General features: G+C 55.2%; 12 protein-coding genes. 11 read left to right on the top strand and 1 reads right to left on the bottom strand.

What is annotated here, in order from left to right:
* Window positions 1–5: 5 nt before the first annotated feature.
* The 11 genes from DFP98_RS34670 to DFP98_RS34720 all read left to right on the top strand — a co-directional run bounded on the left by DFP98_RS34670 (window position 6) and on the right by DFP98_RS34720 (window position 13,802).
* Entirely contained in the window at window positions 6–965 is a 960-nt protein-coding gene (locus tag DFP98_RS34670) for a glycoside hydrolase family 43 protein (RefSeq protein WP_116065215.1), read from the top strand.
* A 23-nt stretch (window positions 966–988) separates the two neighbouring features.
* Window positions 989–2,989: an AbfB domain-containing protein gene (locus tag DFP98_RS34675; protein ID WP_116065227.1), complete on the top strand. Its 2,001-nt coding sequence runs from the start codon at window positions 989–991 to the stop codon at window positions 2,987–2,989.
* A gap of 331 nt (window positions 2,990–3,320) precedes the next feature.
* Window positions 3,321–4,142: an alpha/beta hydrolase family protein gene (locus tag DFP98_RS34680; protein ID WP_116065216.1), complete on the top strand. Its 822-nt coding sequence runs from the start codon at window positions 3,321–3,323 to the stop codon at window positions 4,140–4,142.
* A gap of 65 nt (window positions 4,143–4,207) precedes the next feature.
* Entirely contained in the window at window positions 4,208–5,035 is an 828-nt protein-coding gene (locus DFP98_RS34685) for a class I SAM-dependent methyltransferase (RefSeq protein ID WP_220377215.1), read from the top strand.
* Between the two features lie 144 nt (window positions 5,036–5,179).
* Window positions 5,180–7,099, top strand: coding sequence for a cache domain-containing sensor histidine kinase (locus DFP98_RS34690; protein ID WP_116065218.1), 1,920 nt, complete (start codon window positions 5,180–5,182; stop codon window positions 7,097–7,099).
* Window positions 7,077–8,264 carry a response regulator transcription factor gene (locus DFP98_RS34695; RefSeq protein WP_116065219.1) on the top strand — a complete coding sequence of 396 codons (1,188 nt, stop codon included), beginning with the start codon at window positions 7,077–7,079 and terminating at the stop codon, window positions 8,262–8,264. Before DFP98_RS34690 ends, DFP98_RS34695 begins: the two co-directional genes overlap by 23 nt.
* Window positions 8,265–8,438: 174 nt before the next feature.
* Window positions 8,439–9,746 carry an ABC transporter substrate-binding protein gene (locus DFP98_RS34700; RefSeq protein WP_116065220.1) on the top strand — a complete coding sequence of 436 codons (1,308 nt, stop codon included), beginning with the start codon at window positions 8,439–8,441 and terminating at the stop codon, window positions 9,744–9,746.
* Between the two features lie 99 nt (window positions 9,747–9,845).
* Window positions 9,846–10,727, top strand: a complete 882-nt coding sequence (locus DFP98_RS34705) for a carbohydrate ABC transporter permease (protein WP_116065221.1) — start codon at window positions 9,846–9,848, stop codon at window positions 10,725–10,727.
* Window positions 10,724–11,539 (top strand): carbohydrate ABC transporter permease, encoded by an 816-nt coding sequence (locus DFP98_RS34710; RefSeq protein ID WP_116065222.1) that lies wholly within the window; start codon window positions 10,724–10,726, stop codon window positions 11,537–11,539. Before DFP98_RS34705 ends, DFP98_RS34710 begins: the two co-directional genes overlap by 4 nt.
* A 36-nt stretch (window positions 11,540–11,575) precedes the next feature.
* The gene (locus DFP98_RS34715) at window positions 11,576–12,448 is read left to right on the top strand and encodes a sugar phosphate isomerase/epimerase family protein (protein ID WP_116065223.1); all 873 of its coding nucleotides are present in this window, start codon (window positions 11,576–11,578) and stop codon (window positions 12,446–12,448) included.
* Window positions 12,449–12,758: 310 nt separating this feature from the next.
* A complete protein-coding gene (locus DFP98_RS34720; RefSeq protein ID WP_425455574.1) occupies window positions 12,759–13,802 on the top strand; it encodes an IS630 family transposase in 1,044 nt (347 codons plus the stop codon).
* Between the two features lie 170 nt (window positions 13,803–13,972).
* Here the strand turns inward: DFP98_RS34720 and DFP98_RS34725 are convergent, their stop codons facing one another.
* Entirely contained in the window at window positions 13,973–14,236 is a 264-nt protein-coding gene (locus DFP98_RS34725) for a hypothetical protein (protein WP_116065225.1), read from the bottom strand.
* Window positions 14,237–14,363: the final 127 nt, after the last annotated feature.

Here is a 14,363-nt window from a genome sequence, read left to right on the forward strand (position 1 = left end):
CACCCATGACTGCAACTTTTCACAATCCAATCGTCCGAAACGCCGCCGATCCTTGGCTGCTGAAGCATAGCGACGGCTTCTACTATTTTATGTCCACGCAGTTCGGCTGCCTGGAAATTACGAAATCCGCTTCAATGACCGGGATCGCGACAGGCACCAAGAAAAAAGTATGGGTTCCGGAAGAGAACGGCCCTTACAGTCACAATCTATGGGCGCCCGAGCTGCACTGGCTGGAAGGCAAGTGGTATATCTATTACACCGCGAACGATGGAGGAGGTGATGAATCCCGCAGAATTTGCGTACTGGAAAACGGCGAAGCCGATCCGTTGGAAGGAGAGTGGATCTGGAAAGGAGCGCTCGATACGCCGCTGCCCGGGCTGGACGGGACGGTGATGGAGCTCGAAGGGGGCTTGTATTTTATGTATGCAGGCTACGGACGATATCCCGATTACGGCTCGGCGATCTTCATTGTTCGGATGGACGACCCATGGACGCTGGCGCTTGACGGAGGTCACGTGCTGCTTACAGCCCCTACGCTAGAGTGGGAAAAACAGGGCGGAATGGCGATCAACGAGGGACCCGTCATTTTGCGCAGGAACGGCTTTATTTTTCTCGTCTATTCGGCAAGTACAACCTGGTCTGAGGATTACGCATTAGGCATGCTGACGATGAAGGAGGGGGACGATCCGATGGATGCGGCCTCCTGGAGCAAGTCGGAGGAGCCGGTGTTTCGCAAGAGCACGGAAAATCGCGTGTACGCCACCGGGCATAACAGCTTTACGATGTCGCCGGACGGGACGGAGGATTGGATCGTCTATCACGCGCTGCCGGAGCCGGGAGCCGATACGGGGCTGCGCAGCACGCGCATTCAGCGTTTCGGCTGGAATCCGGACGGGACGCCGGATTTCGGCGTGCCGCTAAGCGACGAACACGAGATCCAGAGACCTTCCGGGGAGGAAAATTAATCATCTGTCGCGGGGGAATGAAGATGGGAAGAAGCGTTCGAAAAGGATGGCTGCTTGTACTGTCTTTAGTTATGCTGCTGTCGGTGCTGGGCGGAGCTTCCGTTCAAGCGGCGACGACCGGATCGGTCGTCTCCAGCAGCGGAACGGAAACCGAGCCTTATTACGCCAGAGCGGTTAAGCTGGGCAACGGGGACGTGCTGACCACGTTCACGCGCAGGTTCCCCGGGAATACCGGCTGGGTCGGGATGAAGCCGTTCCCGATCTACCGCAGCTCTGACAACGGGAAAAGCTGGTCGCTACTCAGCGAGATCGACCCGAACAATTACGGCTTGAACCGGGACCAGCAGGGAATGACGACGCTCTACGTGCTGCCCCAACAGGTCGGAGCTTATCCGGCGGGCACGCTGCTGTTCGCCTCGACGGATTGGGACAATTCGTCCGCTTATACGATTCATATTTGGCGGAGCACGGACAACGGAGCGACGTGGCAGCTTCATAGCCATCTGGCGGCGCGCGGAACGGCGGGCACGAAGCGCACCTGGGAGCCCGAGTTCGCCGTAACCGCCGACGGCCGGCTCATCTGCTACTACTCCGATGAGCGGCAGCCGGGCTACAATCAGGCGCTCGCTCAAGAGATATCGAGCGACGGAGGGTTGACTTGGGGCAGCTATAGCCTGACCGTCGGAAGCTCGACGAACTTGGACTGGCGTCCGGGCATGCCGCGGGTCGTTCGGGTGAAGAACGGAACCTATTTTATGTTTTTCGAGATGCTGGGTGCGGCTCCGAACTTCGCCGTCCGGTTCAAGACTTCGACCGACGGCATCAATTGGGGAAGCCCGACTGATCTCGGCACCGTAGTCGGCACAGGCATCTATCGCGCTTCGCAAACTCCGGAAGTCGCGTATGTGGACGACGGAAGCCCGAACGGCAGATTTTACGTGCGCGGGATGACCGACGTCGTGCCTACGGCCAATAAAATGTTCACCAGCTCCAATTACGGAGCAACATGGTCTCTGGTCGACGCGCCGCTGACCGTCAAGGGAAGCAATCAGAATACACCCGCCGCATGGAGCGGGACCCTGCTGCCGCTCGATCATTCGCTGCTGCTGGAGGTCAACACGGTCAAAGTTGGCAGCCGCAACGAAATTCGGGCGAACGTCGCGCAGATGAGCGGGGATTCCTCCATCGTCTCCGGGGGCATCTACAAGCTGATCAATCAGAACAACAGTCTGCTGCTGGATAATGCAGGGGGCGGATCGCCGGCCGGCACGGAGGTGATCCAATGGAACGATCTCGGCTTAGATACCCAGTGGTGGGTTCCGGATTATCGGAGCAACGGATTTTTCCGGGTGATGAACGTGAATACGGGTTTGGTGCTGGACGATCCGAACGGCGTGACGACTCCGGGTACGAAGGTCGTGCTGTGGACCGACAATTACTTGGATACGCAGCGATGGAAGTTCTCCTATAAGGGGAGCGGCTATTATACGAGCATGAACGAGCATAGCGGCCTGATGCTGGACAATGCGGGCGGGGGCTCTCCGGCCGGAACGAAGGTCATTCAGTGGACGGCCAACGGGCTGGATACGCAGAACTGGAAGCTGCAGCGGGTCGACGTCGAAATCCCCGTCAATCAGTTGGAGAGCTACAACATCGGCAACTATGTCCGCGTCGACGCGGGCCGGGGCAAAATGGACGGAAGCCAGTACGCGCCGGAATCGCAGTGGAAGCTCGTGCCGGGACTGGCCGATCCGTCGGCGGTGTCGATCGAATCGGCAACGTATCCGGGCTACTATTTGCGCCATCGCGACGGCAAGGTGTGGCTCGATCCGTACGCCAATACGACGCTATACAAGAACGACGCCACCTGGCGTTTGCGCACCGGCTTCTCCAGCGGATGGGCGGCTTCGTTCGAAACGTACAGTTTCTCGGGCATCTACCTGAGACACCGGAGCGGTGTACTGGAAATCTCGTCGATTACGAACTCCCTCGACCAAGCCGATGCAACGTTCTATGTGAAGTAACTGAGTCAACGGCATATTTCAAAAGGGCCTGTCCCCTAAGTAGAGTTGCTTGAAATGATCGATAAACAAAGATAGGGGTATATACCTCCTGTAGACTGCCTCATACGCTCCTGAAATCCCCTTTTCGCGGGTTTCCCATTTCAGATTTCAGGAGCGTATAGCAGCGGAAGGAGGTATATACCCCTTTAACCTTTAGTATCGATCATCTGTTAGAGCAACTTGGAGTGCTTATGGGACAGGCCCTTTTTTTGGGGTTGACAGAAGGCAAGGGAGATGATAACTTTAATTCATACTATTTTAATCGGAATATAAGGATAAGGGGTTTTCGACGATGGAAAAACCAATTACGATTCAGCATGATAATCTTGCCTTAACGGCTACGATACATTATCCGGTTCGGGACGGAGCCTGCCCGGAGAAGAAAATGCCGCTAGTCGTCATCTGCCACGGTTTTATCGGCAGCCGGATTGGCGTGGATCGGCTGTTCCTGCTGGCAAGTCGATTGCTGGCGCAACGGGGCTTCCTCGTCATTCGTTTTGACTTTGCCGGTTGCGGTGAGAGCGAAGGCGTGTACGGCGAGCACGGTCTCGATTCGATGATTGCGCAGACGCGCTCCGTGCTGGACTACGGCTTAAGCCTCGATTGCGTGGACCCGCTCAGAGTGACGCTGCTCGGACACAGTCTCGGGGGAGCCGTCGCCCTGCTGACGGGAACGAGAGATCGCCGCGTGAAATCGCTGGCGCTGTGGTCTCCCGTCTCCTATCCATTCAGCGACATTGTGAAAATCGTCGGTCGCGGCGTGTACGACGAAACGGTCAAGAAAGGTCAGGCGGACTATCAGGGCTACAAGCTGAAGCCCGAGTTTTTCGAGTCGCTGCAGCAGCATCAGCCGTTCCAGGAAGCGTCCAAGTTCTCGGGCGACGTCTTCATCGCGCACGGGACGTCGGATGACGTCATTCCGGCCGATTACAGCTTCCTGCTGGAGAAGACATTCTGGCTTCGCGGCGAAGGGCGCTGCGACAAGAACATTCTTTTCCAAGCGGACCACACGTACTCTCAAGGCGTTCACAAAAACGAGCTGTACCAATCCACCTTGGATTGGCTGGCGACTCACGAGAAGCGTCAGCAGGATTGGCAGCATTGGAGCATTTAAGCTAGACGGCGGACACCATCGCAAGCCAAGCGGAATACGGTGGTAGGATGAGAGGAGTCGATGGGATGAGCGCACTCTATCCGATCTATGTCAATTATCCGATAAACCCGAGGCCGCGGTTCGGCGGCAATAGGCCGACGCATGGCCCGCTGCATGCGATCATTGCCGGCAATCGGTCTCGGTACGAGGCCGAATTGTGGGCTTTTGCGCGTTATGCCGGACACTTGGATTCCATAGCGTATGAGCATGACGATGCCGCTCCTGCGCAGCCCTCCTGGAACAATGACTGGTTCAGCGGATTAGATGCGCTGGCGCTGTACGGCATCGTGGCGGAGCGGCGTCCGAAACGCTACTGCGAGATCGGCTCGGGCAACTCCACGATGTTCGCCAAGCGCGCCGCTGCGGACCACGGGCTGACGACGGAGATCGTCTCGATCGATCCGTTCCCCCGCGAGGAGATCGACGAGATTTGCAGCCGCATCGTACGCAAACCGCTTGAGGAGACCGATTTGTCGTTGTTCGAGGAGCTGGAGGCCGGGGACATTCTGTTCGTGGACAGCAGCCACTATGTGTTCCAGAATTCGGATGCCAACATCGTATTTCTGGAGGTTATGCCGCGGCTGAAGTCCGGCGTTCTCGTTCATTTTCACGATATTTTTCTGCCGGACGACTATCCGGAGAGCTGGTCTCGCCGCTACTACAACGAGCAGTATATGCTGGCGGCTTATTTACTGGCGCAAAATCCGCAGGAGCCCGCATACGAGGTGGCGTTTCCGAGCCACTATGTCTCGCAAGACGCGGAATTGGCCGGTCTCGCGCAGACGGTTCTCGGAGCGATCGGTCCGCAGGGCGTCCCGGCACGAGGCGGTTCGTTCTGGCTGACGAAGCGTTAATTTTGGCCGGTTCGCGCGGGCCTTTGTATGCATTTTCTTGTCGATCAAGTTAATCTTCTCCCCAAAAAAGTTAGCTTCCTATCTGTCGCATCCGTCCCAACACCGCTAAACTAGGGGTATGAGACGGGATGGAGAGAGACAGCGATGCTTCTGAGATGGTGGAACGGTCTGAGCTTCCAGACGAAGCTCTTATGCGCGATCTATATGCTATGCGTCATCCCCACGGCCAGCGTGGGGCTTATTGCGTATCGCCAGTCGGCGGATTCATTGGAGAAAAGGGTTAACGAGGATCTGCAGGTTATCATCGGACAGTTCAACAATACGCTGGAGAAGCAGGTACAGGATTTCGAACGCTATAGCATGCTCCCCTATTCCACGGAAGAAATTTTTGAAATTATCGCTTCGCCGTTCTCGCCTAGAGACCAATGGGGCTATCGGGAGTTAATCAACCAACAGCGGCTTATTCAGCTTATTACGACCTATCCCTCCGTTAACTCGATGATCGAAGGCATGCTGTTCTACGGAACGAACGGCAGCATCTACGGTTATCGAACGAGCGGGGACAAATCCATCAACCCGGATTACAAGCCATACGAAGAGGCGTGGTACAAGCAGGCGATCGACAGGGAAGGCGGGTTGGTCATTTCCGGCTTGCGCGACGAGGCTCAATTCAACGGAACCACGTTCAAGACGATTACGATCGCGCGGCAGCTGATCGACCGGGATTTCAAGCCCGCCGCCGTCGTGGCCGTCGACATTAAGCCGGCGTTCATCCAGAAGACGGTCCGTTCGCTCAGCTTTAAGAACGTTCACGTCACCGTAGCCGCTCCCGACGGCTATGTCTACTCCTCGGAGCCGGAAATTACCGAGAAGCTGCTGGAGTTCCGCTCTTCGCAGAATCGGAAGGGCACCGCGAGCGGAGGGGGATCGAAGAACGCAAGCGCCCAAAGCGGGGACGGAGGAGTATCGAAGTACGCAAGCGTTCGAAGCGGAGGAGGTCCGGAATCCGCGAATGCCTTCCGTCTGCAATCGACGGTAGATGGCAACCATCGCTCCTGGAACGGTGTGGAGAAATTCAACGAATACACCGGCTGGACGACTTATTTGCTGGTCGACCGAGAGGAGCTGCTTCAGGAGAGCGCGGCGATTAAAAAATTGACTCTGCTTGTCGTTTTGTTTATTTTTATCGGAGCGGCGGTCGTGTCCTGGCTGCTGGCCAAAGGCCTGTCCAAGCCGATTCGCAGCCTGATGCGGTCGATGAGCAAGGTGGAGATGGGCAACTTCGAATCGACCTTGTCGCTCCCCTACGAGAGAAGGGACGAGATCGGCCAGCTGCAATTCCGGTACAACCGGATGGTGACGCATCTGGACGAGCTGGTCAATTCGATCGAGGAGTCGGAGAAGCAGAAGAGAAACGCGGAGCTGTACGCGCTTCGCGCCCGCATTAATCCCCATTTTCTGTACAATACGATTAATTCGATTCGCATGCTGGCGCTCATTCAACAATCCGAGCATATCGCCAAATTGCTGCAATCGCTCAGCAAGCTGCTGCACTCCAATATGAAGATGGTCAAGGACCTTGTCAGCCTGGGAGACGAACTGGAGCTGCTCAAGGAATATACGCTGCTGATGGAGCTTCGCTATACGAACCGCTTCGTCGTCAGATGGAAGGTGTCCGACGCTGCGTTAAAAGCCCAAGTGCCGGTTATGCTGCTGCAGCCGCTGCTGGAAAACGCGATTTTTCACGGGCCGAGCAGCATGGAACGGCAGCTTCGCATCGAGGTGTCGGCGGAGATCGCGGATGAAGGGCGAACGCTGCGTATTGTCGTCGCGGACGACGGCAAAGGAATCGACGCCGCCAAGGTCAAGGAGTTGAACGATCCGGCCGCGGACGGGGAAGAAAGCATCGGGGTCCGGAACGTTCGGGAACGCATAAGGCTTAGATACGGAGCGGCCTACGGTCTGACGATCGACAGCGCGCCGGGCGAGGGGACGAAAGCGATTCTGCTGCTTCCGTATCAACCGAGAGGGGAGAACGCCGATGTGGAACATGCTGGTCGTTGAGGACGAGTCGATCGTCCGGATCGGATTGCGTTACCTGGTCGATTGGGAGAGCTACGGCGTCGTCTGGAAGGCGGAGGCCTCTAACGGCGAGGAAGCTTGGAATATCATCGAGGAAGAGGAAATTCATATCGTCATGACCGACATCCGCATGCCGGTGATGGACGGAATTCAGTTAACGAAGAAAATTAAAGAACGCGGCGGAGGAACTCAGGTCATCGTAATCAGCAGCTACGACGATTTTCCTTACGTTCAGGAGGCGCTGCGTCTGGGCGTAACGGATTATTTGCACAAGCCTACGATGGCGAAGGAAGAGATCGTAGACATGCTGAAGAAGGTGCTGGACAATCTGGAACGAACGTACGGACCTTCCTTGACTCCGGCGGGAACGACGGAGAAGGAGAGAGACGAATTTCTGAAAGCTTTGCTTTCGGGAACGGACGAAGAGGGGCGGCTGGAGAAGCAGTATGGCGCTCTCGGTTTGCCCGCGCTAGCGGACGGGGTACGGCTGGTCGGCATCCGTCCGGCGTCGGGCGGAAGGGAAGAGGAGCAGGAGAAGAGCGGCTCGCGCTTCGCGGCGGCCAGGTACTTCATCGAGAAGTATGTGTCGCACGATTGGGGAGGCGCGGTGGCGAACGGAGAGCGGGACGAGCTGCTGTGGCTGGCGCCGGCGCAAGCCCGAAGCGGAGAACGGACCTGGAACGAGTATCTGGCGGAGCTGAAGAAAAATTTGGCCAATCTGCTTAACGTTGCGCTGGTCTTCTCCGGAGGCGCGCTTGCAAGCGATGTTCCCGGTCTGAGAACGGCGTATGGGGAGCTGCAGCGGGAACTCGGGGAGGCCGAAGGGGCTGTCGGACAGGCCGTTCGCATGGCGATGGATTATGTCGATCACCACTTCTGCGAGGACGTATCCCTGTCTTCCTGCGCCGAGTTCGCCCACGTTAGTCCCGCTCATCTCAGCCGGATCTTTCTCAAGGAGACCGGGGTCAATTTCAGCGATTACGTCATACGGAAAAAGATGGAGCGAGCCAAGGAGCTTCTTCGCAGAACGAATCTAAGAATTTACGAGGTGGCGGAGAAGGTCGGCTACGCGCATTCGCACTATTTCAGCAAGCTGTTCAAGGAAATTGTCGGCCAATCGCCGATCGAATACCGCAACGGCTCCTGAAGCGACGATCAATAAAATGTACGATTTCATAAAAATCGTGCATTTTTTTATGACCGAGCCCGAAAATGGGCAAAACAAAGCGCCCATATCTCATAAACCGTTCATGGAGAGGGAGACGTACCGCTTCTATAATGAACCTTGTAAGCGTTTTACAGATCAAAGGGAGGTTTTGATATGAAGCATTCTCGCTTCTCCGCACTGCTGCTTCTCGTATTGGCCGTCTCGGTTATCGTCTCCGCGTGCGGGGGCAACAAGAATACGGGCGCTCCCGCGTCGGGAGGCTCCGGGGCGAGTCCGTCGGCGTCCGAGTCCAAGCCGGCCCCTTCGGGAGAGGACAAACAACCGGTCACCTTGAAAATCTCCAGCTGGAATCCGCTCAGCCAGAAGGTGCTCGAGAAGTTCGAGGAGCAATATCCGTACATTACCGTGGAGCCGGACCAGATCGCCGACCAGTATCGGGAGGTTATCCGGACGAGAATCGTCTCCAAGGCCGATATGGACATCGTCTGGATGTTCCCGAATCAGATGCGCGAGTATGTCGACCAGAACGTGCTGATGGACATGTCCGGGGAAGCCTGGAAGGGCAATTATCTGGAGTCCGCCGTTCAACTGGGCACCGTGGACGGCAAAACCTACGGCGTGCCGTACAACTATTACGCCGTTGTCGTTTTTTACAACCGAGACATCTTCCAGAACCTTGGCTTAAACGTTCCGACGACCTGGGAAGAGCTGCTGGACGTCAGCGAGAAAATCAAGGCCAGCGGGCTCGCGCCGTTCGTGACAGGGGGCAAGGACGCCTGGGCGACCCAATTCATGTCGAGCGGCCAATTCGGCGCTTATCAGCACAAGGACCCTCTCGTGTTCGAGAAGCTGGCCTCGGGGGAGAAGAAGTGGACGGATCCGGAATTCGCGGATTTCTTCGGCCCTCTGAGCGAGCTGGCGGACAAGGGGTATTTCCTCGAAAATTCGGTCGGGCTGGGCAACGCCCAGGTCGTGCAGGTGTTCAAGGAAGGGAAGGCCGCGATGTATCCGATGGGCAGCTGGGCGCTGGACGAATTCCCCGCGGACTTCAAGGAGTTCGAGGTGGGCGCGTTCCCGATCCCGCTTAACAAAGCCGGCGATCCGCTCGTCGTCAACCTGATCTCGGACAACATTTTCACCGGCATCTCCTGGAGCAAGCATCCCGAAGAAGTAAAGCTGTTCATGGACTTCATCGCTCAACCGGAGACGGCCAAGCTGTGGTCCGAGGACACGAAATCGGCGGTCACCGTCGTCGGAGGCACCTCCCCGACCTATCATCCAATCGCGGAAGAGCTGACGAAGAGCATCGAGTCGAATATTTCGACGATCTTCCCGAGCTTGACGCCTTCGATGGAGCCGGCGTATTTCCCGATGCTGCAGCAGATTCTGCTCAAGCAGAAGCCGGATTTGGCGAAGCTGATGGAAGAGATGCAGAAGGCACAGGAGAAGGACTACAAGTAATCCGCCGCGCAAGGCGCGAATGGACAGCTCCGACCCGGGGAAAGAAGCCCGGGTCTTTGCTTCTTCGCGGCCTGCTTCGCCATACACGGGAGGGACCTTATGAGAATACTGAATCTGAAAACCTTTCTTCTGTTCCTGGCTCCCGCGCTGCTGCTGTATTCGCTGTTCTACGCGGGGCCGATCGTCAGCGGGCTTTATTACGGCTTCACCGACTGGAAGGGCGTTTCCTTCAGCGCGAACTGGATCGGCCTGGACAATTTCAGGAACGTCTTCTCCGATCCGCTGTTCGCCACCGCGCTGCGGAACATGTTGATTCTATCCGTCGTCGTTATCGCCGTCCAGCACGCGATCTCCATCTTCCTGGCCGTCCTGCTCGACCAGAAGCTGCGGGGCGTCGTCTGGATGCGCGCGGTCATTTTTTACCCGGCCATTCTGAATACGGTTGTCATCGGTTATATCTGGAGCTATATGTACTCGCCGTTCGTCGGCTTTCTGCCCAAATTCTTCGAGGCGCTCGGCTTGGACACGCTGGCGGGCATCGACTGGCTGGGCCGCACGGATACGGCGATCTACGCCATCTCGTTCGTCATTATCTGGCAGTACACCGGATATTCAATGATGATTTACATGGCCGGACTGCAAGGCATTTCATCCGATATTTACGAATCGGCCAGCATCGACGGGGCCAACGCCCGGCAGAAATTTTTCAGGATCACGCTGCCGCTGCTCGTGCCGGCCATCACGGTCAATACGGTGCTGTCGGTCATCGGGAACATGAAGCAGTTCGAGCATATCTGGGTCATGACGCAGGGCGGACCGGCCAACTCGACGCAGGTATTCGGGACGCTGATCTATCAATTCGCGTTCAAGACGTCACAGCCGGGCTACGGAACGGCGATGGCCATTCTGCTGTCCGTTCTCATCATGCTCGTGACGGTCTCGATTATCCGGGCACTGGGCAGATGGGAGGTTAAGCAATGAGGGCGGCCAAAATCTCTTCGTACGGCATCGTCGCGGTCTGTCTGGCCGTCATTCTCGTTCCGCTGTTCGTGCTGGCGACGGTATCGCTGCAAAGTTCGTCGGGAACGCTGAACCCGCTCGCGTTGCCGGAAACGTATCACTGGAGCAACTATCCGCAGGCGATCGAGGTCGGACGTCTCGTCCTCTATTTCTCGAACAGCGTAACCGTGCTGGCCGTTTCCTTGTCGGTGACGCTCGTATGCGCCATTCTGGCCGGGTACGCGCTGCGGCACGGGAGGGCCTGGAGGGCCGACTGGTTTTTCTCCTATTTCCTTCTCGGCATGATCCTGCCCGGCTTCGCCGGAACGATCCAGTCCTTCCTGCTGCTGCGGGAGCTGTCGCTGCTCAACACGCATCTGGGCCTCTCGATCATTCAAGTGGCCGGTGGGATGGCGCTGCCGATCTTCCTGTACTTCCAGTTTTTCAAAACCGTTCCGCTGGAGATTGAGGAGGCGGCGACAATCGACGGCTGCTCGCCGATACGGATCTTCTGGCAGGTTGTCGTTCCGCTGACGCTGCCGGTAACCTCGACCTGCATTATCGTAATCGCGATCAATTCGTGGAACGATTTTTTCGGTCCGCTCGTCTACCTGTCGTCTCCGAACAGTCGGACGCTGCCGATCGGGCTCATGTTCTTCAAAACACAGTACTCGGCCAATTGGCCGCAGCTGTTCGCCGCTTCAGCTCTGGTCGCTATGCCGATTACATTGCTGTACATGTTCGTGCAAAGGTTTATTATTAAGGGACTGGTCGGCGGGGCGGTTAAGGGCTGAATCGTCGGCAGAAAAGGAAAGGGGACTTGGCGGAAAATGAAGCTCGGAATAAGCACGTATTGTCTGGTCGATAAGCTGCGAGGCGGAGAAATGTCCGTCCTCGATGTCTTGGAATGGGCGAAGGAGCATCGTTGCGAGCATGTGGAGCTCGTGCCCTACGGTTATTCGCTGGTCGACGACGGAGAGCTCGCGGAGCGGGTCCGGCGCAAAGCGGAACAGCTCGGTCTTGAGCTGTCCAACTATGCGCTTCCGGCCAATTTCGCGCACGAATCGGACGAAGATTTCCTTGCCGAAGTGGAGCGCTTGAAGGGGCATGTCGATTTGCTAGCGGCAATGGGAATTCGCTCTATGCGTCACGACGTGGTGGCGTTTACGATTCCGCAAGAGGAAGCCGACATCACGCATTTCGAGAAGAATCTGCCGCGAATCGCCGAGGGCAGTCGGCTCATCGCGGACTACGCCGCCGAGCGCGGCATCGCGACGAACATCGAAAACCACGGCTGGGGCGTGCAGCACAGCGATCGCGTCCAACGGGTAATCGCCGAGGTGAATCGCCCGAATTTCCGGACGGTGCTGGACATCGGCAACTTCCTGTGCGTCGACGAACCGCCATTGATCGGCGTCGCCAAAAATCTGCCCTTGGCTTCGATCGTCCACCTGAAAGACTTCTATTATCGCGGGGCCGATCAGAATCCCGGAGACGGCAAATGGTTCCGCACCGCGAACGGCAACTTCTTAAGGGGCTCGATATTCGGTCAGGGAGACCTGCCGGTAAGAAGTCTGCTCAAGCTCATCAAAGGCTCGGGCTACGACGGCTATCTGACTTTGGAATTCGAAGGCATGGAGGAAAGCCGGGAAGGAACTGCCATAGGCTTGGACAACGTTCTCAGGCTGTGGGACGAAGCTTGAGGCTGTCGTTATTCGGGGGAATGGATCGGCTTTAGATCTGACAAATGAGGAAATCTCATGAAGAGGGGATTTTACCCCTTTTCCCAGAGCGAGTATTGTTTGCTTACCAGACTAGCAGAAAAATTCCATATGGACAGAATTGTAAAGTTGCCCGATTATAAAGTCGATATTACCGATCATTCAGAAAATTGTCGGACAAAACAAGGATATTTTTCGTATTAGTAGTAGATCTATATAGAACGCAAATAACAAACGAACCTTGCCACGCCAACCACCAAACGGGGTAATAAATAGTAACAAAAACCCGGTGGTGATGAAAATGAGTTCCGCAAAAATTGAGCAACTAAATGTGTCCATGAGAGAAACAGCAGATAAACGACTTTACGAGAGGTACCTAGCGGTCCGCCTTCGCTTTGAAGGTCACTCGTTTGATGAGATCGGCCAATTACTCCATCGTACGCGCCAAACGATCAGTCTGTATTTGCAAGCGTATCAGGAGCACGGTCTTGCCGGGCTGGAAATGGATCATTCCCCCGGACAACCGACAAAACTCACGGACGAGCAACGCATTCAGCTAGGTGCCATGCTGGAACAGCGAACCCCAGCCGATGTAGGTTTTGAAGCGCGCTACACCTGGACGCTTCCACTGGTAGCCGAGTGGATCAAGATGACGTTTGGCGTCACCATGAGTGTGCGCGGCATCAGCGCGATGCTCAAACGAATGCATTTCAGCTTCACCAAAGCAACCTATTCGTTGGCCAAAGCCGATGCGGATGCCCAGGCATTTTTTCGTAAACAAACCTTTACTCATCTCAAGAAACAGGTGGAAGCCGAAGAGATCGATCATCTGTTGTTTGAAGATGAATCCATGATTCGTTCCTATCAAGCGCTGCAATACAATTGGTTCCCGCGCGGCAGGCAACGGAAAGTGCCGACCTACGGCAAGCATGAAGGAGCCAAGTTGTTTGGGGCGATCAACTATGAAACGGGACAAGTGCATCATCGGGAAGAGGAGAAAGCGGATGTAGCTGCCTTCGTTCGCTTTTTGGAAGATCTCCTCTCTGCGTACCCATCTGGAAAAATGGCCTTGATTTTGGACAATAGCCGCATCCATCACGCCAAAGCTTTACAGGCGTTTCTCAAAGAACATCCTCGTTTACAGTTGGTCTTTCTGCCGCCTTACAGCCCAAATCTGAATCCGGTGGAAGGCTTATGGCTATGGCTCAAAGCTGACGTAGTCAATAACGTCTTCTTTGAGAAATTCTATAAGATTAAGCTTCATGTGAGCCAATTTATGAAGCAGGTCAATACACATCCGATGCAAACCATCGATCGTCTGCTTATTCGGTTATGATCTTATTTGCGGTCTATATAAATCGAAAATAAACAAAATCATCCCACTCTCAGAGTAGGGATGATTTGCGTAACAAGTGGTAAAAACATAAACAATTCATTAGACTTAACCTTTTTGTTCAATTGTAAGTTTGCAAGCAGAAGAATCATAGGAATTAACATTGAAAGAAATTAATTATTTGTTTGGTTATTTGAGTGTTCAACAACAGGAGTGAATATGGTATTAAGTTTAGTGGAATCCTCTTTTGATAACTGAGTTAAAGTTTTTGTCACCAACACAATTGAGTTGTTTAACTGGTTCAATCTTCTATCAAGTGTCTCCAGGCGCTGATTAAAACTTCCCAGAATAGTTCTGAGTAGTATAATGGCAATAAGCCCAGGGAACCCTATTGTTCCGACTAGCTTTCCTATATTTTCGAGAACTACACTATCCATATTAAAATCCTCCCTTCCTGGTGAGTTGAGGCTGTCTCAAAAGTAAGTTCTAGCTCACTTTTAGAACAGCTCGCTTGAAAAAAAGGTGCCTAATTGAAAAATGACGGCGTTAAGGGTGCTAACCCTG

Source organism: Cohnella phaseoli, from assembly GCF_003386235.1.
GTDB lineage: Bacteria > Bacillota > Bacilli > Paenibacillales > Paenibacillaceae > Cohnella > Cohnella phaseoli.